Source organism: Yinghuangia aomiensis (assembly GCF_039542225.1).
Classification (GTDB): Bacteria; Actinomycetota; Actinomycetes; order Streptomycetales; family Streptomycetaceae; genus Yinghuangia; species Yinghuangia aomiensis.
In genome coordinates this window covers 14,955-37,449 of the sequence record NZ_BAABHS010000009.1, presented here as the reverse complement: position 1 = coordinate 37,449, position 22,495 = coordinate 14,955, and the positions used below count along the sequence as shown (strand labels likewise).

The window sequence follows — 22,495 nt, the reverse complement described above, 5'->3', positions numbered from 1 at the left end:
GCGCCCCGCCGCTTCGCTCAGAGGGGCAGCAGATCGGGCCGCTTCGGCTCCCTGCTGTCCCCGGACGACTGGCCGCGCAGCCGGCGCCCGATCCACGGCACGAGGTGCTCACGCGCCCACTGGACGTGTTCGCGCCGGGCGGCCGCCGCGCTGAGCTGCTCCGCCTCGGGCGGCCACGCCGCCTCGGGGTCCTCGTCGGTCGGCAGGCCGAGCGCCCGCGCCGCGTTGAGCGCGACCCGCTCGTGGCCGCATGCCGACAGGTGCAGGCGGTCCTCGCTCCACGCCCGGCGGTCCTGCACGGCCTGCATGGCCCACAGGTCGACGACGGTGCAGTCGTGGCGGGCGGCGATCACCCGAAGGTGCTCGTTGTACGTGGCGACCTTGCCGCGCACCAGCTTCAGCAGGCCCAGCTCGCGGGTGTCGAAGCCGGTGAAGACCATCACCCGGGCTCCGGCGCCGCGCAGCGCGACGACGGCTTGCTCGTACTCGGCGGCGAGCTTGTCGGGGTCTCCCCCGGGCCGCAGCACGTCGTTGCCGCCCGCGCAGAAGCTCACCAGGTCGGGGGCCGCGGCGACGGCCACCGGAAGCTGGTCGTCGAGGATCTGCTGGAGGAGCTTGCCGCGGACGGCGAGGTTCGCGTACCGGAGCCCGGGCCGGGCTTCCGCCAGGCGCACCGCGAACCGGTCGGCCCAGCCGATCAGGGTGCCGTCGGGGCCGGGGTCGCCGACGCCTTCGGTGAAGCTGTCGCCGATCGCGACGTACGAGCGGATGGGCGAGCCGGTGGCGCCGGAGGACGAGCTTGTGGCAGGGGGCCCGTCGAGGTTCTTCTCATCGTCGGCCATGTCACGCGATGTTGGCACGCGGTGACCGGGCTACGCGACCGTAGTGACGGCTCTGTCACCCCAAGTGATGCACGGTTTCCCGGGAAAGGCCCTGTGGCTTACCTCACATGGCGCTGTTCCGGCTCCCTTCCGACGGCGCGCGGCCGCCGGAAAAGAGGAAGCCGTCGAAAAAGAGGAATGGGAAACGACGAAGGCCCGGTCCTCACGGACCGGGCCTTCGTGTTGGTGGAGCTGAGGGGATTTGAACCCCTGGCCCCCTCGATGCGAACGAGGTGCGCTACCGGACTGCGCCACAGCCCCAACGAGAAAGAAGATTACCACCTTCCGGAGGTGCTTCGTGCACGGGTATTCGGCGGGGTGAACGCCTGCCGCCCGACTGCCTTCCGACGCGGTGTCGGGCGTCCTACTCGTTGCCCGCGCGCGGCCATTCGTGCGGTTCGTACGCGGGGATCGACGGGAGCGCTTCCTCGGCGTACTGGTCGAACAGCGGCGTGGGCGGCGCGTGGTGCTCCTCGGTGGCCTCCGGGGCCTCGGGGAGGGCCGGCTCGCCGCGCGGGACCACCGGGGCCGTCACGTAGGTCGGCAGCGGCACCGGGACGGGGTCCCAGGCGTCACGGTCGCGGGCGTCCGCGGTGTCGGTCTGGAGGGCCGCGATCCATTCGGCGTGGTCGCGGTCCTCGGCCTCGCGGCGGGACGTCTTGGGGCGTGCCTCAGGCGCCGGGCGGGCGGCGGGGCGCTCGGTGGCCGGGCCCGCCTCCCCGGTAGGGCGGGGGCGGCGCGCGGAATCGCCGTCGGCCGCGGGGCGGCGGCGGGGTGCGGCGGGGGCGGAACGGCGCGGCTCGTCGGCTTCCGGCGTGCGGGCGGCCGGGCGCGGCGGGGCCGGGCGGGCCGCGGGCGGGCGCGCCGCGGGGGCGCGCATGCTGCGCAAGTTGGCTTCGTAGCGGCGGTGTTCCTGCACGCGCAGGTAGCCGATGTAGACGGTCAGCGCGGCGCCGGGGAGGGCGGGCAGCCACAGCCAGGCCATGCCGCCGAGACCGGCGAGGACCGCCCCGGCCGTGAAGGCGAGGAACAGCCCGACGACGACCCGGCGTCGGCGCGCCAGCAGGGCCGCGCGGCCGTCGGGGCGGCGCAGCGGTGCCGGGGGCTTGGGGGCGGCGATGCCACGGGCGAGCTTGCGCAGGCCGCGGCGCGGTGCGGGCACGGCCCCCGGGCGCGGCGTCTTGGCCGCCGGGCGGCCGGACTTGGCCGGAGCGTTGTCGCGCGACTTGCCCGTGGGCGGGCCGGCCGGGCGCCGGGCGCCGTCGGCCGATGCCGGTTCGGGCGTGCGGGCGGACTTGGCCGGCTTGGCGGTGCGGGATCCGGCGTCCCGGGATTCGGGGTCCCGGGAACGGTCGAAGGCCCCGTCGGCCGAGCCGGGACGGCCCGTCGGCTCGACGGGCGCGTGCACCTGGCGGCCGCGCGGGGCCTGCGCGGCCGGCGACTCGCGCCGCCGGGCCGCACTGCCGGGGGGGTGTTCGGCCGTCGCCCCGGGCGGCGCCTTCTCGGTGCCGGGCGGGGCCGCCGCGGGCTCGTCGCGGGTGCCGCGCCCGGTGCGGGAGGCCTCGGGAGGCGGGTGTTCGCCGCGCGCGGGAACCTCGCTTGTCACGGTGTCGAGGTTGCTGTCGCCGTTGGCGATCATGCGGGCGTAGCGGCGTTCCAGAGCGCCGCGCCGGGACAGGATCCGGATCGCGGTGGTGAAGCGCTCCGTGTGCCGGCCTTCGTTCAGCTCGTCCTGCCGACGGAGCCACATGGGCACCAGGTAGGCAGCCCAAGCACCCACGATCGCTGCGTAGATCAGGCCGCTGCTGCTCACATCCGACACGCTAAGCCGGACGGCGTCCGGATCGTCGGAAGACGGACGGTGTGTCGCACGATCTTCTTTGATGTGTGTGTGACTACTGGGACAGATGTGGCTCCTGTGGTCATACGAATACGGCAGGCGAGGGTACGAAACGGCTGGTCAGACCCCGCTTCGGGCCCGATTCGGGCCCGGTTCCGGCCCGAATCGGGCTCGGCCTCAGGCTCCGGCGAGACCTCGGGACTGGCGGTAGGCGCGCCACCGCGCGAGCAGTCCTTCGGGAACTTCTTCCGCGTTCAGTGCGTACACCAAGTGGTCGCGCCAATCCCCGTCGATGTGGAGGTAGCGCGGCCGGACGCCTTCCTCGCGGAAGCCGAGTTTGGCCACCACCCGGCGGCTGGGCGCGTTCTCCGGCCGGATGCACACTTCGAGCCGGTGCAGGCCGACGCGGAAGAAGCAGTGGTCGGCCGCGAGCGCGACGGCGGCGGGCATGACGCCGCGTCCCGCGACGCGTTCGTCGACCCAGTAGCCGATGTGCGCGGAACTCATCGAGCCCCACGTGATGCCCGCGACGGTGACCTGGCCGACGAGGCGCCCGTCGTAAAGGATCACGAACGGCAGCATGCGGCCCGCCGCGGCTTCGGCGCGCAGGTAGCGCGCCATCTGCCGGAAGGTCGGCCGGCGGGCGATCGGCGAGCCGGGCGGCACGGTGGCCTCCCAGCGGCGCAGCCACTCGCGGTTGCGGGTGTGGACCTCCTGCCACGCGTCGGCGTCGCGGCCGCGGATCGGCCGAAGGACGACCGGTCCTTCGGCCAACTCCACCGGCCAGCCGCGGATCAGGAGTTGCCCCATGGGGGCGCGGCCGAGTAGCCGCCGGCACCTCCGTAGCCGCCGCCTCCGCCTCCGCCGAAGCCCCCGCCCCCGCCGCCCTGGAAGCCGCCTCCGCCGCCGAACCCGCCGGGCTGCTGGTAGCCGCCGGCCGGTCCGCCGCCGAAGCCGGCCTGCCCGTGGTCGCCGCCCTGCAGCTGCTGCACGGCGTGCACGAGGAACTTCCCGAGCACCTCCATGCCGTCGCGCGCGCCGCCCTGCGAACCGGGCAGGTTGACGATCAGGCTGCGGTAGACCCACTGGGCGTCCTGCACGACCGCGACGCCGGCGATGCCGCGCGACAGGACCGCGGTCGGCACCTTGTCGAAACTGGCCTGCCGGATCGCCTCGGCGATGCCGGGGATCTCGAACGTGATGACCCGGCGGGTCATTTCCGGCGTCTGGTCCATCGGTGTCAGCCCGGTGCCGCCGGTGGTGACGACGACCTCGTAGTGCTGGGCGACCGCGTCGCGCAGCGCCTGCGCGACCGGTTCGCCGTCCGGCACGACCTGCGGGCCGCGCACCTGGAACCCGAGCCGGGTCAGTTCCTGGGCAATGACGGGTCCGCTCTCGTCCCCGTAGGCTCCGGCCGCGGCCCGCGTCGACGCGGTGATGACCATGGCTCGCATCAGTTTTCCCCTCCGTCTGCTGGTCCCGGAGCGGTGCGGCTCTCCCCGGCCGCGGCTCCGGGCTCGTCCCCGTGCCCGGGGGAGGCGGACGGGGACGGCGCGCCTTCCGCGGCACGCGTCCAGTCGCCCGACACTCCCCCGGTTTTCTCCTCGACCCGCACGTCGGTGATCACCGCGCCCGGGTCGACCGCCTTCACCATGTCGACGACGGTCAGCGCGGCCACCGAGACGGCGGTCAGCGCTTCCATTTCCACCCCGGTCCGGTCCGCGGTGCGGACCGTCGCGGTGATGGACACGGCGTCGTCCTCGACCGCGAGGTCGACCGTGACGCCGTGCAGGGCGATGGGGTGGCACAGCGGCACCAAGTCGGGAGTTCGCTTGGCCGCCATGATCCCGGCGATGCGCGCGGTGGCCAGCGCGTCGCCCTTGGGGAGTCCCTCGCCGCGGAGCAGTTCGACGACGCGGGGCGCGACCAGCACGCGTCCGCTCGCCCGACCGGTCCGCACCGAGACCTGTTTGGCTGTGACATCGACCATCCGGGCGGCGCCCTTCTCGTCGATGTGCGTGAGAGTCTCGCCGCGCACCGTTCTCCCTCTCGTGCCCTGCCCCCGACCAGCCGATGCGACCGGCCGATCCGGCCGGCCGACCTGACTAGCCAACGTTACTGGGGCGGGGCCTCGGGCACGTGAAAGCCGCGTTCAGAGGAGCATGACGTCGACGGTCGAGCCGCGGCGCACCTCGGTGACGTCCTCGGGCACCACGACGAGGGCGTCGGCGAGCGCGAGGCTGCCGATCAGGTGCGAGCCGTGGCCGCCGACCGGTTCGACGGTGGCGGGCGCCGCGGGGCTCTCCGCGGGCGTGTACTTGGCGCGGACGAACTGCCGCTTGCCTTCCGGCGACGTGAACGCGGCCTCGCAGCGGGCCCGCACCACGGTGCGCGCGGTCTCCGTGACGCCGGCCATCTTGAGCAGCGCGGGCCGCACGAAGACCTCGAAGGAGACGAACGCGCTGACCGGGTTGCCGGGCAGCGTGAAGATCGGCGTGTCGTCCGGGCCGATCGTGCCGAAGCCCTGCGGCATGCCGGGCTGCATGGCGACCTTGTCGAAGTCGACCGTGCCCAGTTCCGTCAGCACTTCCTTGACCACGTCGTAGGCGCCCGCGCTGACGCCGCCGGTGGTCACGACCACGTCGGCGCGGATCAGCTGGTCTTCGATCGTGTCGATGAGCGCCTTGGGGTCGTCGGCCACGTTGCCGACGCGGTACGCGATCGCGCCCGCCTCGCGGGCCGCGGCAGTGAGCATGTAGCTGTTCGAGTCGCGGATCTGACCGGCCGTCAACGGGCGTCCCGGCTGCACGAGTTCGCTGCCCGTGGAGAGGATCACCACGCGCGGGCGGGGGCGGACCCGGATACGGTCGCGGCCGATGGCGGCGAGCAGGCCGACCTGCGCGGAGTTGAGCGTTGTGCCGGCGTCGAGGACGGTCTGGCCGGCGGCCACGTCGTCGCCGCGGTGCCGGATGTACTGGCCCTCGTCGGGCGTACGCCGGACGCGCACGGTCGGCATGCCCGCGTCCGTCCACTCGACGGGCACGATCGCCTCGGTGCCTTCGGGAACGGGCGCGCCGGTCATGATGCGGGCGCAGGTGCCGGGTTCGAGGGCGACGTCGGGCGAGGTGCCGGCCGGGATGTCGGCGACCACGTCGAGGACGACGGGGTACCGCTCGCTGGCGTCCGCGACGTCGGCGAGGCGGACCGCGTAGCCGTCCATGGACGAGTTGTCGAACGGCGGAAGGTCGCCGGTCGCGGCGACCTCGTCGACCAGCATGCTGCCGTGCGCGTCGAGGAGCTGGAGTTCCAGTGGCGACAGCGGTGCCACCCGTTCGAGGATTCCGGTCAGGTGCTCCTCGACGCTCTTCATCCCCGCAGCTCCTCGTCGACGTACTTTTTCAGCCAGTCCCGGAATTCCGGGCCCAGGTCGTCCCGCTCACAGGCAAGTCTGACGATAGCCCGCAAGTAGTCGCCGCGATCGCCCGTGTCGTAGCGCCGACCCGTGAACAGTACGCCGTGCACGGGCCCGCCCGCGTCCTCGTCGCGCAACGCGAGTTCGCGCAACGCGTCGGTCAGTTGGATCTCGCCGCCGCGGCCCGGCGCGGTGGCGGCCAGCACGGGGAAGACCGCGGGGTCCAGGAGGTAGCGGCCGATGACGGCGTAGGCGCTGGGCGCGGTGCCCGGTTCGGGCTTCTCCACGAGGTCGGTGATCCGGACGACGTCGTCGATGCCGGTGGGCTTGACCGCGGCGCAGCCGTACAGGTGGATATGCGCGGGGTCGACCTCGATGAGCGCCACGACGCTGCCGCCGAGCTGCTCGCGGATCTCCAGCATGCGGGTGAGCAGGGGGTCGCGCGGGTCGATGAGGTCGTCGCCGAGCAGGACGGCGAACGGTTCGTCGCCGACATGCGGTTGCGCGCACAGTACGGCGTGGCCGAGGCCGCGCGGGTCGCCCTGCCGGACGTAGTGGATCGCGGCCAGCTCGCTGGATTCGCGGACCCGCTTGAGGCGCTCGGTGTCGCCCTTGGCGGACAGTGCCTCTTCGAGTTCGTAGGCGCGGTCGAAGTGGTCTTCGAGGGGCCGCTTGTTGCGGCCGGTCACCATGAGGATGTCGTGCAGCCCGGCCGCGACCGCTTCCTCCACGACGTACTGGATGGCGGGCTTGTCGACGACCGGCAGCATTTCCTTGGGCGTCGCTTTGGTCGCCGGGAGGAATCGCGTGCCGAGTCCGGCCGCCGGGACGACAGCCTTGCTGATGATCCGCCGAGGGCGGGCCGAGGGCGCCGGGTTCATGGTCGAAGACTCTAATCGGGGCGTATGAGCGTCGCCTGAGAAAGCCCGCCGAATGGCCGGAAGCCGCCACGGGGGTGTCTTCCGGCACGGCACCGCCGCGACCGTAGATTTCCGGCATGAACGACGACAGGCACGCGGCCCCGCGGCGCGCGGACGGGCCCGCCGACATTCACGCGGACGAGACCGGGGCGGGGGTGCCGCACATCCCGTCCAAGACGGTGCTGCGGGCCGGGCTGCTCGCCGCCCGCGCGGACCGGGGCGGGGAGGAACGGCACGCGGCCGCGCGCGCCTTGGCGGAGTGGCTGGCCGCGGTGCCGGAGATCGCGGCGGCGCGGGTGGTGGCGGCGTACGTGCCGGTCGGCTCCGAGCCGGGCCCGCCGGACCTGCCGGAGCTGCTGCGCGGGCCGGGCTGCCGGGTGCTGCTGCCGGTGCTGCTGCCCGACAACGACCTGGACTGGGCGGAGTACACCGGTCCGGAGTCGCTGCACCGGGCGGGCCGCGGGCTGCACGAGCCCGCGGGGCCGCAGCTCGGCCCGGACGCCGTGGCGGAGGCCGACGCGGTGGTCGTGCCGGGGCTGGCGGTGGACGGGGGCGGGATGCGGCTGGGGCGCGGCGGTGGGTCGTACGACCGGGCGCTGGCCCGGGTGCGGCCGGACGCGTTCACGGTCGTGCTGCTGCACGACGGCGAGACGGTCGCCGAGGTCCCGGCGGAGCCGCACGACCGGCCGGTGCGCGCGGCGCTGACACCCGGTGGCGGCCTGGTGCGGTTCGGGCGCTGACCGGCGGGCACGGCCGGCCTCCGGGCCGGAAACGCGCGAGGAGGGCGGCTCGTGCCGCCCTCCTCGTCGTCGATGGGCTGTTCGCCTTACGGCGCGCGCGACCCCGCGGTCCCGCCGGACGCCGGCGGGAGCGCCGGACTCTGCCCCGGCGCCGGCTCGCCGGGCTCTCCCGGTGCGGCGGGCGGCGGTCCGTCGCCCGGTTCCAGGACCAGCGTGTGCTTGGCCGCGGCGTCCACCGCCTGCCGGGTGAACGGCCAGGCGAGGGTGCGTCCCTTGACCCACAGGTCGGTCTGGTCGGTGTAGTTGTCGTGCCAGACGTGCCCCGAAGCGCCGGTGAGGTTGATCCAGCGGGACCCGTCGAGGTCCGACAGGTCGACGACCATCCGCATCGACGGCACGGTGGTGACCTCGTAGCCCTGCGCGGCGTTCCATCCGGTGGCGTCCACGAGGCCCTCGCCGCCGCCCACTTCGTACGGTCCGCGGTTGAGCATCCACTTGACCACGCCGGGGCCCTCGGTGCCGAGGGTCTGGTTCTTCAGGTCCAGCGTGTGCAGGCGGCCCCAGCTCCACGTCGAGATGTCCTTGCCCATCTCGGCGGTGAGTTCCTTGCGTGCCGCGGTCATGGCCTTGAGCAGCAGGGCGTCGCGGGTGGTGATCTTGGCGGGGTCGCCGGAGATGTTCCACCAGGGGCTTTCCTCGTCGGGCAGCAGCGCGCGCACGACTTCGAACCAGCGGTCGCCGCCGTCGGGCAGGGCCGTGGAGCCGTCCCGCTGACCGCAGTCGGTCTTCCCGGCGGCGTCCGTGTCGCAGTCGCCGGTGGCGCGGACCGACATCGGCATCTTGTCCCCGAAGGCGAGCAGCAGGAGCTGGCGCCAGACGCCGTTGAAGTACGCGGCCGCCTTCGAGTCGGCGGGTTGGCGGAAGTCCCAGCCCTTGAGCAGGTTCTGCGCCTCGCGGACCCACGAGTCCTTGACGTCGATCTTGAGCAGGTAGGGGACGAGCACCTCGGCGATCGGGTTGCGGTCGTCCATCTGCATGCGGCTCATCGCCTGCGGATCGATCTTGTCCTGGGACTTGATCATGTCGATGATCCGTTGGCTGCGCGAGCCGTAGCCCCAGTCGGTGGTAAGCGTGTAGGGGTACGTCGGCGGGGTCACCGCGTTGTTCGCGGTGACGATGTAGCCCTCCGGCGGGTTGTACGTGCTCGGCAGCGAGTCGAACGGGATCATCGCGTCCCATTCGTACTTCGGGTCCCAGCCGTAGACCGGCCAGCGGCCGTCGCCGCTGCGGCGGATCGGGATGCGGCCGGGCGCCTGGTAGCCGATGTTGCCGTCGACGTCGGCGTAGATGACGTTCTGGGACGGCACGTCGAAGCCGCGCAGGGCGTCGCGGAAGCTGTTCCAGTCGGTCGCCCGGTTGAGCTGGAAGAGCGACTCCATCGTGGTGCCGGCTTCCAGCGCGGTCCAGCGCAGGGCGACGGCGAAGCCTTCCTCGCGCTGCGGGCCCGGGTCGGGGATCGGGGCCTGCTTGCCGACGTCTTCGAGTTCGTCGTCGGCGGTGGACACGATCGGGCCGTGCCGGGTGGAACGGACCTGGATCGTGCGGTCCTTGCCGCCGGACACCTTGATGGTCTCGGTGCGGACCTCCTCGAACGGCTGGTAGGAGCCGTCGTAGAGGTAGCCGGTGTCGCTGACCTTCTCCAGGTAGAGGTCGGTCACGTCGGCGCCGAGGTTGGTGAAGCCCCAGGAGATCTTCTGGTTGTGGCCGATGACCACGCCGGGCATGCCGGAGAAGGTGAAGCCGGAGACGTCGTACTGGCAGGCCGCGCTGATCGTGCGGCAGTGCAGGCCCATCTGGTACCAGACGGACGGCAGCGACGGCGACAAGTGCGGGTCGTTGGCCATCAGCGGCTTGCCGGTGGTGGTGCGTTTGCCGGACACGACCCAGGAGTTGGAGCCGACGCCGGCCGACCGGTCGCTGAACAGCGCGGGCAGCTTCTCCAGCGACTTGGACAGCTCGGTGAGGGCGTTCTGCGCGCTCTTGGACGGGGCGGGCGGCACGGCGTCCTGCTGGAAGCGCTCGCCGCCTTGGGCCGTCGGGTCCTTGACGACGGCGCCGTTGGGCACGATCGGCGCGTTCCGCTCGTACGGGTACGGCGGGTACAGCTGTTCGATCTGGTTGACCGTCAGCTTGTCGGACAGCAGGGCGCGGTCGATCTCGTCCTGGAGGTTCGAGCGCAGGTCCCAGGCCATGGCCTTGAGCCAGGCGACCGAGTCGGCGGGCGTCCACGGCTCGGGCTTGTAGTCGTCGCGGACGAAGCCGAGCAGCGTGTACTCGAACGACAGGTCGTCGCCCTTGTGCGTCTGCAGGTAGCTGTTCACCCCGGCGGAGTAGGCCTCCAGGTAGCCGCGGGCCTGCGGGGTGAGCTTGGCGACCTCCTGCTCGGCGATGCGCCGCCAGCCGAGGGTGCGCAGGAAGATGTCGTTGTCGACCTGGTCGGAGCCGAACATCTCGGAGAGGCGGCCGGCGGTCAGGTGCCGGCGGACGTCCATCTCCCAGAAGCGGTCCTGCGCTTGGACGTAGCCCTGAGCGCGGAAGAGGTCTTCGGAAGTGTCCGCGTAGATCTGCGGGATGCCGTTCGTGTCGCGCAGCACCTCGACGCGGGCCGACAGACCGGGGACCTTCACGGTGCCGTCGAGGTCCGGGAAGGACTTGCGGCTGAGGTCGTAGGCGTACCAGCCGATCGCACCGAGCGCGACGGCGAGCAGCACCACGAACGCGATGGAGGCGTTGCGCAGCTTGCGGCCGCGGCGCTTCGGGCGGCCGCCGGACGGCTTCGCGGGCCGCGCCTCGACGTGCTTGACGCCGGGCGGGAGTTCGGCGGCGTCCTCGGCGGAAGGCTCCGCGGGAGCGGCCTCGGCCGGCTGCGGCGCGGGCGGTGGGGGCTGCGCCGCCTGGGCGGCCGGGTGGGCCGCGGGGGCCGGAGCGGGCGGGTACGGGTCCGCCGCGGCGGGCGGGTACGGCTCCGCGGCCCGGTAGGGCTCGGCGGGCGGGTACGGCTCCATCGGCGGCTGCGCCTGCGGCGGTTGCGGCTGCAGTGGCTGCGGCTGCGGCGGCTGGTCCTGCGCGCGTTGGGACCGCGCGCGGCGCGGCGGCGGCTGCGGGGCCTGCGGCTCGTCCGCGGCGGCCTGCGGCGCCTGGGGCGGTTGTTCGGGCTGCCGGTCCTGCCGGCGCGGCGCTGCCGGGCCCTGTGGCGGCCGGCCGTGGAACTGCGAGACAGCACCCCAGGTGTCCCAATTCTGGGTGCTCGCGCGGTCGGTGCCTGAAACGTCCGGCTGATCCGGTACGGACGACTCGGGCTGCTCCGGGCCGGGCGTGTTCGAGGCGGGCATCAAGATCCTTCGCGATCGGTGCGGCAAGGACACCTTAGAGCGGAGGCGTGCGGGCCCACCGACGCGTGTACCGGTCGCGCGCCCCCCGAACCCGCCCGCGGGTTGTTCCGCGAACGCTTCGCGGGTTTGTGCGAGGGTGCGTTCGCGGGGTTCGCCGTCCGGCCCGTGCGGGTACCCGGCGGCGGAGGCACGGCGCCGGGATTGGTAAAATATTTGCCAAGGTGACAGGTGTTGCCCTGTCAGTTCCTTTTCCCACGCCGCCAAACGCCGAAGTTGACGACGTGTCCGATCGTGCCGCCGGCCGGACCCGACGACCGCCGGAGGAGCCTACGTGACCGTTGCCGAGCTGAACCAGGTACTCGCTGTCGGAGCACTGGTCCTGCTCGTTGCGGTGGTCGCCGTACGCGTGGCCACCCGCATCGGCATGCCGAGCCTTCTCCTCTATCTGGGGCTCGGCGTGCTCATCGGCGGCGACGTCCTGGGTGTCACGTTCGACAATGCGGAGCTGACGCAGACGCTCAGCTACGCGGCGCTCATCCTGATCCTCACCGAGGGCGGGATCAGCACCAATTGGCAGCAGATCAAACCCGCCGTGCCCGCGGCGGCAGTGCTGTCGACGATCGGCGTGGGTGTGAGCGTCGGCGTGATCGCGGTCGCGACGCGGTGGGTGCTGGACGTGGACTGGGCGACGGCCATCCTCATGGGCGCGATCGTGTCGTCCACGGATGCCGCGGCGGTGTTCTCGGTCCTGCGTTCGCTGCCGTTGCCGAAGCGGCTGACCGGTCTGCTGGAGGCGGAATCCGGCTTCAACGACGCGCCGGTGGTCATCCTCGTCGCGACGTTCGCCCATCAGGGCACGCACATTTGGTACCACGTGGTCGGCGAAATCGTCCTGGAGCTGGCGATCGGCGCGGCGATCGGCCTTGCCATCGGCAAGATCGGGTCGTGGGGGCTGCGGCACATCGCCTTGCCGGCCTCGGGCCTGTACCCGATCGCGGTGATCACCCTGTCGGTGCTCGCCTATGCGACCGGCGCCCTCGCACACGGCAGCGGGTTCCTGTCCTGCTACTTGGCGGCGCTCGTCCTGGGCAACTCCGCGTTGCCGCACAAGGCCGCGACCCGGGGGTTCGCGGAAGGCGTCGGCTGGATCGCCCAGATCGGGCTGTTCGTGCTGCTGGGCCTTCTGGTGACCCCGCACGAGTTGGGCAACGCGATCGTTCCGGCGCTGTTGATCGGCACGGTCCTGCTGCTGCTCGCGCGGCCGCTGTCGGTGGTCGTGTCGACGTCGCCGTTCAAGGTGCCGTGGCGCGAGCAGGTGATCCTGTCGTGGGCGGGCCTGCGCGGTGCCGTGCCGATCGTGCTGGCGACGATCCCGATCGTCGAGGGGGTGCCGGAGGCCGAGCGGCTGTTCAACGTCACCTTCGTGCTCGTCATCGTGTTCACGATCGTGCAGGGGCCGACGCTGCCGTGGATCGCGCGCAAGGTCGGCTTCGGCGGGCGTCCCGAGTCGGAAGACCTCGGCGTGGAATCCGCCCCGCTCGACAAGCTCCGTGCGCATCTGCTGTCGGTGAGCGTGCCGGTGGGATCGCGGATACACGGTGTGGAGGTCGGCGAACTGCGGCTGCCCAAGGGCGCCGCGGTCACCCTCGTGGTGCGCGACGGCGAGAGCTTCGTGCCGGTGACGACCACCGTGCTGCAGCGCGGCGACGACCTGCTCGTGGTGACCACCGAGGGCGTGCAGGGCGCGACCGAGCGGCGGCTGCGCGCGGTCAGCCGGGGCGGGAAGCTGGCGGGCTGGCTGGGGTTCCGCGGGGCGGAGTGAGCGGCGGCCGCGTTCCGAGGCTGCCGCTCGGGGGCTGCCCGGGTGGCCGGAGGCGGTCCGCGTCCGGAATTCCGCGGATCATCTCAACGTTGTACGATTCGACAGTAAAGCTCTTGATAAAGACCGACTCTGCCTGATGCAGAGCTGGCGAGGCCGCTCGGCGGTCGTTCCCTCCGATCCGGTTCTCGCGGGTGAGGGGCGGCATCTACCCCGGTCGACGCTTTGAGGACAGCTCTCGGCGTACCGGGTACTCCCTGTGCGCTACCAGGCGGCAGGAAGCAGTACGTCGAGTGATATCGACCTACACCGCGCTGCTGCGGACCCCTTCCGCGTGGCGCTTTCTGGCTCCCGGGCTCGTGGCACGGCTGCCCTACGCCATGCTCGGCCTGGGCATCGTGCTCCTGGTGAAGGACGCCACCGGCTCGTACGGAATGGCGGGCGCCGTCTCGGCGGCCATGGCCGTCGCGCTCGCGGCGGTAGGCCCCCAGACCGGGCGGCTGGCCGACCGCTACGGCCAGGCGGCCGTGCTGGTGCCCGGTGCGCTCGTGCACGGCGCGGCGGTGGCCGCGCTCATCGTGTGCGCCAAGTCCGGCGCGCCGACGTGGACGCTGTTCGTGACCGCGATCGCGGCCGGTGCTTCGGTGCCGCAGATCGGATCGATGGTGCGGGCCCGCTGGGTGGCCAAGCTCCAGGGGCAGCCGCTGCTGCCGACGGCGTTCGCGTTCGAGTCGGTGACCGACGAGTTCACGTTCGTCGTCGGCCCGGTCGTGGCGACGTTCCTGGCCACCGGCATCGACCCCGGCGTGGGCTTGGCCGTCGAAGCCGTGCTCACGGTCGTCGGCTCGCTGGCGTTCGCCGCCCAGCGCTCCACGGCGCCGGCCCGGCGGGCGGCGGCAGGTGACGAACGGCACGCTTCGGCGTTGCGCGTCGCGGGAGTAAGGCTCCTCGCCGCGGCGTTTGTGTGCATCGGAATGGTGTTCGGCACCGTGCAGGTGGCGATCACCGCATTCGCGGAGGAAGCCGGCCAGGCGGGGCTCGCCGGCGCGCTGTACGCGGTGTTCGCGGGCGGCAGCCTGATCGCGGGCGCGGTGTACGGGGCCGTCGCGTGGCGGCGGGCGGCGCATACGCGGCTCGCCGCGGCGTTCGGCATGCTGGCGCTCGGCACCGCACCGCTGTTCGCGGTGCCGAGCATCGGCGTGATGATCCCGGTCGCGCTGCTGGTCGGCCTGGGTCTGGCACCCACGCTCATCACCGGCTACACGCTGGTGGAGACGCTGGTGCCGGCCGCGGCCAAGACCGAGGCGTTCACGTGGCTGACCGGCGCGGTCGGCCTCGGGCTCGCGCTCGGATCGACGCTCGCCGGGGTGGCGACGGACGAATTCGGGGCCGGTCCCGCGTTCGTCCTCACGTTCGCGGCGGCGGCCTCGGGGCTGGCCATCGTGTCCCTCGGGCGGCGGCTCCTGACGCCGACGCGCGGCGCGGCGGCCGGGGCCGTGGTGGACGTAACTCCGGTGGATGCTGCACCATTGGCACTCGGCAGGTGAGAGTGCCAGCACCTGTCTTGCGAAGGAGGACCTGACCGTGCCGACGTACCAGTACCAGTGCACCGCTTGCGGCGAGGGGCTTGAGGCCGTCCAGAAGTTCACAGACGACGCTCTCACCGAGTGCCCGGCCTGCCAGGGCCGCCTGCGCAAGGTGTTCTCGGCTGTCGGAGTCGTGTTCAAGGGCTCCGGCTTCTACCGGACGGACAGCCGGGGGTCGTCCAGCTCGTCGACGGTGCCGGCGGCTTCGTCTTCGTCGTCGGGGTCGTCGTCTTCGGACTCGTCCTCGTCGTCTTCGTCTTCGTCTTCGTCCACGTCGTCTTCCTCGTCTTCGTCGTCGAGTACGTCGACGGCTTCGACGGGGTCCTGAGCGGGCGGGGGCCGGGATGACGACCGCGCCCACGGTTTCGACGCACGGCGTGCTGCCCGCCGAGGTGCCGCCTGCCGAGATCGGCGTGATCGGCGGGTCGGGGTTCTACTCGTTCCTCGACAACGTCGTGGAAGTGCGGATCGACACGCCCTACGGCGCGCCGAGCGATTCGCTGTTCTTCGGCGAGATCGGCGGCCGCCGCGTCGCGTTCCTGCCGCGGCACGGACGCGACCACACGATCCCGCCGCACCGCATCAACTACCGCGCCAACCTGTGGGCGCTCCGTGCCGCCGGCGTGACGCAGGTCCTCGCGCCGTGCGCGGTCGGCGGACTGCGCGCCGAGCTGGGCCCGGGCACGCTCGTGGTGCCGGACCAGCTGGTGGACCGGACGTCGGCGCGCGTGCAGACGTTCTTCGACGAGCCGCCGGCGCCGGTGGTGCACACGTCGTTCGCCGACCCGTACTGCCCGTCGGGCCGCGCGGTCGCGATCGCTTCGGCGCGCGCCGCGGAGTGGGAGCCGGTCGACGGCGGGACGCTGGTCGTCATCGAGGGCCCGCGGTTCTCGACCCGCGCCGAGTCGCGCTGGTACTCGGCGCAGGGCTGGTCGATCGTCGGCATGACAGGCCACCCGGAAGCGGTGCTGGCCCGCGAGCTGGGCCTGTGCTTCACGGCGATGGCGCTGGTCACCGACCTCGACGCGGGCGTCGAAGCGGGCGACGGCGTCACGCACGCGGAGGTGCTGGAGGTCTTCGCCAAGAACGTGGGACGGCTGCGGACGCTGCTGTTCGACGTGGTGGCGGGAATGCCGGTGGAGCGGGTGTGCGCGTGCGGGGCGGAGGACGTGCCGCGGCCGGCGTGAGGGTTGCCGGGTCTGCGGTTTGTGGTCGCGCGGCTTGAGGAGGTTGTGCGGCTTTGAGGTTGCGCGGCTTGTCGTCGTGCGGCTTGCGTTCTGTGGGTGAGGCGGGTTCTCGGAACCGGGCAGCGGTTGTCTGCTCGGGGGCGGGGGCCCGTTTTGCGTTGGGGTTGAGGCTGAGCGGGCTGGGGGCGGTCGGCACAGGAGCGGCTTCGGCTGGATCGGCTCGGGCTCTGGGTCGGCTCGGGCTGGGTCGGCTCGGCGGGAGGTCGGGCGAGCCGTCGGGCGGTGTCGAGCGTGCGCGGCGTCGTGGTGAGTGGTTCGGCGTGCGGTCGGCGGGGGCGAGGGCGGCATGCCGGTGGTGACCGGCTCGCGGGGGCGGCTGGAGCGCCAGTGGCGAGGCGGCTCGTGGGGATGGGCGCGTTGATTTCGACGTCTGTGGGCGACCGATCGCGGTGGGGTTGCGTGGGGTGTCGTGGCAGTGCGCGACGTGGCGGTGCGCGTGGTGCCCGTTGGAGCATCGCCAGGTCTGTCCGTGAGGGCGCCTTGAAGTGGGGGCGTTGAAGCGCGGCGGCGGCTGCCCGGCCGGTGTCGCCCACAGCGGGGCGCGTAGGCCGTGTCCGGTGGCCGGGGCGTCGGGTGTGCCCCGGGGAACCGCGGGTCGGCTGCTTGTGCCTGCCCTCCGCGGACCGGACGCCTCGCGGCTGGGGCGATCGCCGCCCCAGGATCCCCCACGGGCGCGACGTGGCGGTGGCCGCGGACATGCTCGTCCAGCGGCCGTTCACGAGCCTGCCGAACGAGTCCGGGGTTCTGTCGTCCGCGCGTGTGCACAGCCGTCGTCGGGCCGCAATCACTCACTCGCGTGATCCCGTTGTCCACAGGCTGTGGTTATCCACAACGTGGGGTTTTTCGTCCGGTGCGAGCGCGCCGGACCCGCAGTCTGGATTCGCGGCGCGACCGGGCGTCCGCGTATCCGACTCGGGGGTTGTCATGGTCCGTAGCACGTCGTCGTTCGGGGCAGGTGGGCGGCTCGGGGGCGCGGGCCCGCGTGGGGCTTCGGTGCCGAGTCCGTCGTCGGCGCGGGGGCGGATCCGGGTGGTGCGGCGGTGGGTCGCACGGTATCGGCGTCCGTTGGCCGCGGCTTGCGCCGCGGTCGCCGTCGCGGCGGCGCTGGCGGTGGCGCGTCCGCCGGGCCCGCACACGGTCCCGGTGCTCACGGCCGCGCGTGATCTGGACACCGGGGCGGTGCCGGGACCGCGCGACGTCCGGGTCGCCCGGTTTCCCGCAGACCTCGTGCCGACGCGCGCCTTGCGGCAGGCCGCGGACACCGGCGGCCGTGCCCTCGCCGCCGCGGTGCGGCGCGGCGAACCGATCACCGATGTCCGGCTGGTGGGCCCGCAGTTGCGCGGCTCGCCGGGCGGCGTCGCGCTCCCGGTGCGCTTCGCCGACGCGGAAGCGGCCCGGTTGCTGCGCCCGGGCGATCGCGTGGACGTCTTGGCCGGTCCCCCGGGCGACGCGGTGTCGATTTCGACTGCGGTGCGGCCGAGCGGCCCTCCCGCCCCGGCGCGCGTGGTGGCGCGCGATGCGACGGTGCTGGCCCGCCCCGACGGCGGGCCGGACCGGGTCGGCGGCCTGCTCGTCTTGGACGTCCCGCCGGATACCGCGGCGGTCTTGGCCGGGGCCGCGGCGACGGCGCCGCTGACGTACGTCATACACACGTCCACCAGCGGGGTGGGGGTGGCCAAGTGAGGCGGTCGCGCGGGCGGTGATGCGTGTGCGCGCGGGCGGCTACAGGTGGTGCGGGGGCTTCTCGTCGAGGAACCGGCGGATGTCGGCGGCGTCGTGGGAACGGCTCTCGCCCCAGGTCGCGTCACGCTCGTCGCTGGTGCGGTCCGGCAGCAGGTCGTCCCACCCGAACCGGTCGCGCGCGGCGGGCTTGCGCGCGGGCGTGCCGCTCGCGGCCGCGTCCGCGGACGGCTCGGGTCCGTCGGCGGGACGCGCGGGGTCGGCCATGAGAAGGCTCCGGATTCGTTCGGTGTGAGGACGAGCACGCCGGCTCCCGGCGGCTCGTGTTCAGGACTCCCAGGCTACGGAACTCGCGGACGAGCCGGGGGCGGCGGTGGCGCGGGACGAGGTCGGGGGCGGGTTGGAGACGTTCGCACAGCGGCGCGGCGGGCTGGCGGCTGGCGGCTGGCGGCTGGCGGCTGGCGGCTGGCGGCTGGCGGCTGGCGGCTGGCGGCTGGCGGCTGGCGGCTGGCGGCTGGCGGCTGGCGGCTGGCGGCTGGCGGCTCATCGGCCACAGCCGCTGCCCTCGTTACACCTCGCGGACCCAGCCCGACGCAGCCGAGTCCGAAAGCCGCAAAAGAGGCGGGAGGCGGAGGCGGAGGTGCGGGGCGCGGAGGTGCGGGGCGGGAGCAGGAGGCGGGGGGCGGGGGTGGGGGTGGGGGGCGGGAGCAGGAGACCGGAGGCGGAGGTAGAGAGCGGGAGCAGGAGGCGGGGGGGTGGCGGGTGGGGCCGAGTGGCGGTTCGGCCAGGCTGGTCCCGGCCTTGGCTGGGCCGCGGCGTCCGACGTCCCCCACACACAACACCGCGCGCCCGAGAGATCTCCCGGGCGCGGGTTGTGCGGTGGTGCTGGGTGCGGTGGTGCTGGGTGCGGTGGTGCTGGTCGGTCAGGCGGCCAAGCCCTGTTCGGTGGCCAGGTGGCGGAGTTCGACCAAGGCCTGCTTCTCGATCTGGCGGATGCGTTCGCGGGTGAGGCCGAGCTGCTTGCCGACTTCGGTCAGCGTGTGCTGCTTGCCGTCGAGCATGCCGTAGCGGGCCTTCATGATGGTCGCCGTGCGCGTGTCCAGGTGCGCGACGAGGTCGGCGATCTGGCGGCGCTCCATGGTGGCCAGGGCGACGTCTTCCGGCGTCACCGGGTCGGTTTCCTGGACGAGTTCGCCGAGTTCGGTCTCGCCGTCGTCGCCCACCGGGCTGTCCAGGCTGATCGGGTCGCGCGCCCATCCGAGGACGTCGGCGACACGCTCCGGCGTGCTGCCCAGGATCGCGGCGATCTCCGGGAACTCCGGTTCGTGGCCGTGGTCGCGGGCGAACTCGCGCTGGACGCGGCGGATCTTGCCGAGTTCCTCGACCAGGTGGACGGGCAGCCGTACGGTCCGCGCCTGGTCCGCCATCGCGCGGGTGATGGCCTGACGGATCCACCACGTCGCGTAGGTCGAGAACTTGAAGCCCTTCAGGTAGTCGAACTTCTCGACCGCCCGGACCAGCCCCACGTTCCCCTCCTGCACCAGGTCCAGGAACGGCATGCCGCTGCGCGGGTAGCGCCGCGCCACGGACACCACCAGGCGGAGGTTCGCGCGAATGAACTCGTCTTTCGCCCGGTGCCCTTCGTCGACCAGTGCCCTCAGTTCGCCCTCGGATGTGCCCTTCGGCAGCGCGTCTTCTTCCAGCAGGTGTTCCGCGTACAGGCCCGCTTCGATGGCCTGCGACAGTTCCACCTCGCGCGCAGCGTCGAGCAGCGGCGTACGGCTGATCTCGTCGAGGTACACGCCGACCGTGTCGCGCTCCGCGTCCGCGGCCTTCCGCGTGCGCGAGGCTGCGACCCGATCGGCTCCCTGACGGGCAACGCCCCGTGTGGTCGGCATCTGTGACCCTCGCTTTCCTTAGCGTTCGTCGTATTTGCCCAACAAGCGATGGTCCTGTGATATTCCGTCCGCAGGTGTACTCTCGATAGGTTGGCCGCTCGGCGGCCCCCTGATGGGGCCTGTGCACCCCGCCCCGGCTTCCCGCACGCGGCGCGCCCATTCCTGCCACCCGCCGAATCCGGCAACGGTCGACGGCGCCGACGCGTCCGCCCTCCGCGCCGCCTCGCCTTCCCCGGGGCTCTGACCTGGTAACGGCCGAAAGCCTCTCCGTGTTCCTGCCCGACCCCGCGCCGGGCATCCGCACCTGTGGCGAAAAACCGTCGCAGGGGGCCCGAGTGTCCGCATGCGGAGATCAGCCGTCCGTATCGCGGGATTCCGTACCAGCATGCGGTCCGTGCTTGCCGCACTCCGGCGCGGCTCAGCATCATCGCCGCATGGCCCCCGCACTCATCTCCCGTCGCCACGTGGACCTGCTGCGTGTCGCGACCATGATGTGTCCGGGCGCGGCCGATGCCCGGCGCTGTTGTCGCGCCGCCCGCGTCTGACGCCGGAGCGTCGCCCCCGAGGAACACGTCTGACGGTTGTCGATGCGCGCGTACGTGCGCAGCACACCGCTGACCCCGCACGCTCCCTCTGATCCCCCACGCCGGCAGCCGGGTTCCGGGCCGCCGACACCGCCGCTCCCGCGCCCGCGACGACGGCACCGCTCACCCGACAAGGCCCCGTCAGCCCGACCCAGCACCGTGCGGTGCCGCATGAGGCCGTGCCCCGTCGCGCACCCGAGCCCGGCGTCCCTGCCTGCCCGCACCCGCCCCGCCTCACCCTCCGGACGACTTCGCCGTCGCTTCGCGACCCAGCCCCCCGAGGTTCCGCATGCCTGCCACCCCCGCCCGCCCTGCGCACGAGCCCGAACAACACGAGCCTGGACAACACGAGCCCGGACAACACCAAGCCGGGCGCGGGCCCGAGGACAACGACAACCCCGCGGCCCCCGTCTTCCACTGGTTCCTCCCCACCGGCGGTGACGGCCGGGATCCCGGCGGGGTCACCGCCGTCCAGGGCCGTACTCGGGCGGCGACCCGGCGTCCCGCCGATCTGCGCTACCTCGCGCAGGTGGCGCAGGCCGCCGAGCAGGCCGGCTTTGCGGCGCTGCTGACGCCGGTCGGCCTGGGGTGCGTCGATCCGTGGATCCTGGCGTCCGCACTGACCCAGCACACCGAGCGCATCGGCTTCCTGGTGGCGTTCCGCGCGGGCTTCGCCAGTCCCACGCTGCTCGCCCAGCAGGCGGATGCCTTCCGCAAGTTCGCTCACGGAAGGCTCCGGCTCAACGTGGTGACCGGCGGCGACCCCGCCGAGCAGCGCGCGTACGGCGACCACCTCGCGCACGACGAGCGCTACGCCCGAACCGACGAGTACATGGCCGCGCTCCGGGCGCTCCTCGACGGCAAACGCGTCGACGTCGCGGGCGCGTACGTCCACCTGGAAGGCGCCCAGCTGGCCGATCCGGCCGTCGAACACCCCGTGCCGCTCTACTTCGGCGGCGCTTCCGCCGCCGCCGAGGCCGTCGCGGCACGTCGCGCCGACGTCCAACTCCTCTGGGGTGAACCGCCGTCCGCTCTCGCCGAGCGCATCGACCGGCTGCGGGCCAACGCCGGACGGGACGACCTCCGCTTCGGCCTGCGCCTGCACGTCATCACCCGCGACACGTCCGCCGAGGCATGGGCCGAGGCCGAGCGCATCCTGGCCGGGCTGGACCCCGACGCGGTACGCGCGTCCCAGACCCGCTTCGCCGCCATGGACTCCACCGGCCAAGCCCGCATGACCGCCCTGCACCAAGGCGAAACCCCTTCCCACGCTCGAGACTTGCTGGTCGCCCCCAACCTGTGGGCGGGCATCGGCCTGGTCCGCGAGGGCGCCGGGACCGCGCTGGTCGGGTCGCATGACGAGGTGGCCGCCCGGCTCGCCGAATACCGGGCGCTCGGCATCGACGAGTTCGTCCTGTCCGGCTATCCGCACCTGGAAGAGGCCTATCGGGTCGGCGAGGAAGTCGTGCCACGGGTAGGGGACTTGATCGGTGCCACGAAAGCCGCGGACGCGGGACCCGCACAATGACCGCCAGCACGGCAGACGCAGCTCCGCCCACCCCCGGCCCGCCCACCGACACCCCCCACACCCCCGCCCGCGCCCCCGCCCCAACCCCTTCCCGCCTCCTCGCCCTCCTCCGCTGGAAGCCCCTCCACTGGGCCGCCCTGCGCCTCGTCGCCCTCGGGGTGCTGCTGGCCGCCTGGCAGCTCGTGGTCGTGCTGGAAGTGTGGCCGCGCGTCCTCGTCCCGTCGCCGGGTGAGGTCTGGCACCAGTTCATCCTCACCTCGACCACGCACGACGGGGTCCGCGGCTACGGCGACCATCTGCTGATCGAGCACCTGGCCGTGAGCCTGCGCCGGATCGGGATCGGGACGGGGTACGCGGTGCTGTTCGGCGTCCCACTCGGCGTCGCGATCGGCTTGCTGCGGCCGGTGGCCGTGGTCCTGGAGCCCGCGGTGACGTTCCTGCGGACGCTGCCGCCGCTCGCCTATCTGAGCCTGCTGGTCATCTGGTTCGGCATCGACGAGTCGCCGAAGATCTGGCTGCTCGTCATCGCCGCGCTGCCGCCGATCGCCGCGGCCACCGCGGCGGCCGTGCGCGGCGTGCCGCGGGACCTGCTGGAAGCGGCCCGGGCGCTCGGGGCCCGGCGTTGGTCGACGCTCGGCGGCGTGGTGCTGCCGTCCGCGCTGCCGGAGATCCTCACCGGGGTCCGGATCGCGGTCGGTGTCGCCTACACGTCGGTCGTCGCGGCCGAGACCATCAACGGCGTGCCCGGGATCGGCGGCATGATCCGCGACGCCCAGCGCTACAACCAGACCTCGGTCGTCATCGTCGGCATCATCGCGATCGGCCTTTCCGGGATCGTCCTGGACGCCCTGCTGCGCGGCGCCGAACGCCTGCTCGTCCCCTGGCGCGGCCGCGCCTGAGCCGGCCCGTCCCTCTTCGCGCGTCTTCTCACCCCTGTCACCCCCGTCCCCCGTCTTCCCAAGGAGTCG

At 72.9% G+C, this 22,495-nt stretch carries 17 protein-coding genes, 1 tRNA gene and 1 pseudogene; 8 read left to right on the top strand and 11 right to left on the bottom strand.

Annotated features, from left to right (window positions below):
• Window positions 1-17: 17 nt before the first annotated feature.
• The 8 genes and pseudogenes from ABEA93_RS13960 to ABEA93_RS13925 form a co-directional block, all read right to left on the bottom strand.
• Window positions 18-842, bottom strand: coding sequence for an SGNH/GDSL hydrolase family protein (locus ABEA93_RS13960; protein WP_345675811.1), 825 nt, complete (start codon window positions 840-842; stop codon window positions 18-20).
• A 223-nt stretch (window positions 843-1,065) separates the two neighbouring features.
• Window positions 1,066-1,142 (bottom strand) — tRNA-Ala (locus ABEA93_RS13955).
• Between the two features lie 103 nt (window positions 1,143-1,245).
• Window positions 1,246-2,694, bottom strand: a complete 1,449-nt coding sequence (locus ABEA93_RS13950) for a hypothetical protein (RefSeq protein WP_345675810.1) — start codon at window positions 2,692-2,694, stop codon at window positions 1,246-1,248.
• A gap of 204 nt (window positions 2,695-2,898) precedes the next feature.
• A complete protein-coding gene (locus ABEA93_RS13945) occupies window positions 2,899-3,531 on the bottom strand; it encodes a GNAT family N-acetyltransferase (protein ID WP_345675809.1) in 633 nt (210 codons plus the stop codon).
• Entirely contained in the window at window positions 3,516-4,175 is a 660-nt protein-coding gene (locus ABEA93_RS13940) for a MogA/MoaB family molybdenum cofactor biosynthesis protein (protein ID WP_345675808.1), read from the bottom strand. Before ABEA93_RS13940 ends, ABEA93_RS13945 begins: the two co-directional genes overlap by 16 nt.
• 110 nt (window positions 4,176-4,285) lie before the next feature.
• Window positions 4,286-4,711: pseudogene (gene moaC / locus ABEA93_RS13935) on the bottom strand (cyclic pyranopterin monophosphate synthase MoaC); the annotation flags it as partial.
• Between the two features lie 162 nt (window positions 4,712-4,873).
• A complete protein-coding gene (glp, locus tag ABEA93_RS13930) occupies window positions 4,874-6,091 on the bottom strand; it encodes a molybdotransferase-like divisome protein Glp (RefSeq protein ID WP_345675807.1) in 1,218 nt (405 codons plus the stop codon).
• Window positions 6,088-7,014: a UTP--glucose-1-phosphate uridylyltransferase gene (locus ABEA93_RS13925; protein WP_345675806.1), complete on the bottom strand. Its 927-nt coding sequence runs from the start codon at window positions 7,012-7,014 to the stop codon at window positions 6,088-6,090. The genes glp and ABEA93_RS13925 overlap by 4 nt, the downstream gene beginning before the upstream one ends.
• Window positions 7,015-7,130: 116 nt before the next feature.
• Here ABEA93_RS13925 and ABEA93_RS13920 point away from each other — a divergent pair, with 116 nt between their 5' ends.
• Window positions 7,131-7,793, top strand: a complete 663-nt coding sequence (locus ABEA93_RS13920) for a 5-formyltetrahydrofolate cyclo-ligase (RefSeq protein ID WP_345675805.1) — start codon at window positions 7,131-7,133, stop codon at window positions 7,791-7,793.
• An 86-nt stretch (window positions 7,794-7,879) separates the two neighbouring features.
• Here ABEA93_RS13920 and ABEA93_RS13915 read toward each other — a convergent pair whose 3' ends face one another.
• Entirely contained in the window at window positions 7,880-11,185 is a 3,306-nt protein-coding gene (locus tag ABEA93_RS13915; protein WP_345675804.1) for a penicillin acylase family protein, read from the bottom strand.
• Window positions 11,186-11,516: 331 nt separating this feature from the next.
• On the opposite strand from ABEA93_RS13915, the gene ABEA93_RS13910 reads away from it, so the two are divergent.
• From ABEA93_RS13910 to ABEA93_RS13890, 5 genes are all read left to right on the top strand, one after another.
• Window positions 11,517-13,007 (top strand): potassium/proton antiporter, encoded by a 1,491-nt coding sequence (locus tag ABEA93_RS13910; protein ID WP_345675803.1) that lies wholly within the window; start codon window positions 11,517-11,519, stop codon window positions 13,005-13,007.
• 290 nt (window positions 13,008-13,297) lie between these two features.
• The gene (locus ABEA93_RS13905) at window positions 13,298-14,551 is read left to right on the top strand and encodes an MFS transporter (protein ID WP_345675802.1); all 1,254 of its coding nucleotides are present in this window, start codon (window positions 13,298-13,300) and stop codon (window positions 14,549-14,551) included.
• A 37-nt stretch (window positions 14,552-14,588) separates the two neighbouring features.
• The gene (locus tag ABEA93_RS13900) at window positions 14,589-14,918 is read left to right on the top strand and encodes an FmdB family zinc ribbon protein (RefSeq protein WP_345675801.1); all 330 of its coding nucleotides are present in this window, start codon (window positions 14,589-14,591) and stop codon (window positions 14,916-14,918) included.
• Between the two features lie 16 nt (window positions 14,919-14,934).
• Window positions 14,935-15,777 carry an S-methyl-5'-thioadenosine phosphorylase gene (locus tag ABEA93_RS13895; RefSeq protein WP_345675800.1) on the top strand — a complete coding sequence of 281 codons (843 nt, stop codon included), beginning with the start codon at window positions 14,935-14,937 and terminating at the stop codon, window positions 15,775-15,777.
• A gap of 1,125 nt (window positions 15,778-16,902) precedes the next feature.
• Window positions 16,903-17,520, top strand: coding sequence for an SAF domain-containing protein (locus ABEA93_RS13890; RefSeq protein ID WP_345675799.1), 618 nt, complete (start codon window positions 16,903-16,905; stop codon window positions 17,518-17,520).
• Window positions 17,521-17,559: 39 nt separating this feature from the next.
• Here ABEA93_RS13890 and ABEA93_RS13885 read toward each other — a convergent pair whose 3' ends face one another.
• On the bottom strand, window positions 17,560-17,784 hold the full coding sequence (locus ABEA93_RS13885) for a hypothetical protein (protein ID WP_345675798.1): 225 nt from the start codon (window positions 17,782-17,784) through the stop codon (window positions 17,560-17,562).
• A gap of 656 nt (window positions 17,785-18,440) precedes the next feature.
• Window positions 18,441-19,415 (bottom strand): sigma-70 family RNA polymerase sigma factor, encoded by a 975-nt coding sequence (locus tag ABEA93_RS13880; protein WP_345675797.1) that lies wholly within the window; start codon window positions 19,413-19,415, stop codon window positions 18,441-18,443.
• An 873-nt stretch (window positions 19,416-20,288) separates the two neighbouring features.
• On the opposite strand from ABEA93_RS13880, the gene ABEA93_RS13875 reads away from it, so the two are divergent.
• Both ABEA93_RS13875 and ABEA93_RS13870 read left to right on the top strand, forming a co-directional pair.
• Window positions 20,289-21,527, top strand: coding sequence for an LLM class flavin-dependent oxidoreductase (locus ABEA93_RS13875; RefSeq protein ID WP_345675796.1), 1,239 nt, complete (start codon window positions 20,289-20,291; stop codon window positions 21,525-21,527).
• Entirely contained in the window at window positions 21,524-22,426 is a 903-nt protein-coding gene (locus tag ABEA93_RS13870) for an ABC transporter permease (RefSeq protein WP_345675795.1), read from the top strand. The genes ABEA93_RS13875 and ABEA93_RS13870 overlap by 4 nt, the downstream gene beginning before the upstream one ends.
• Window positions 22,427-22,495 lie beyond the last annotated feature (69 nt).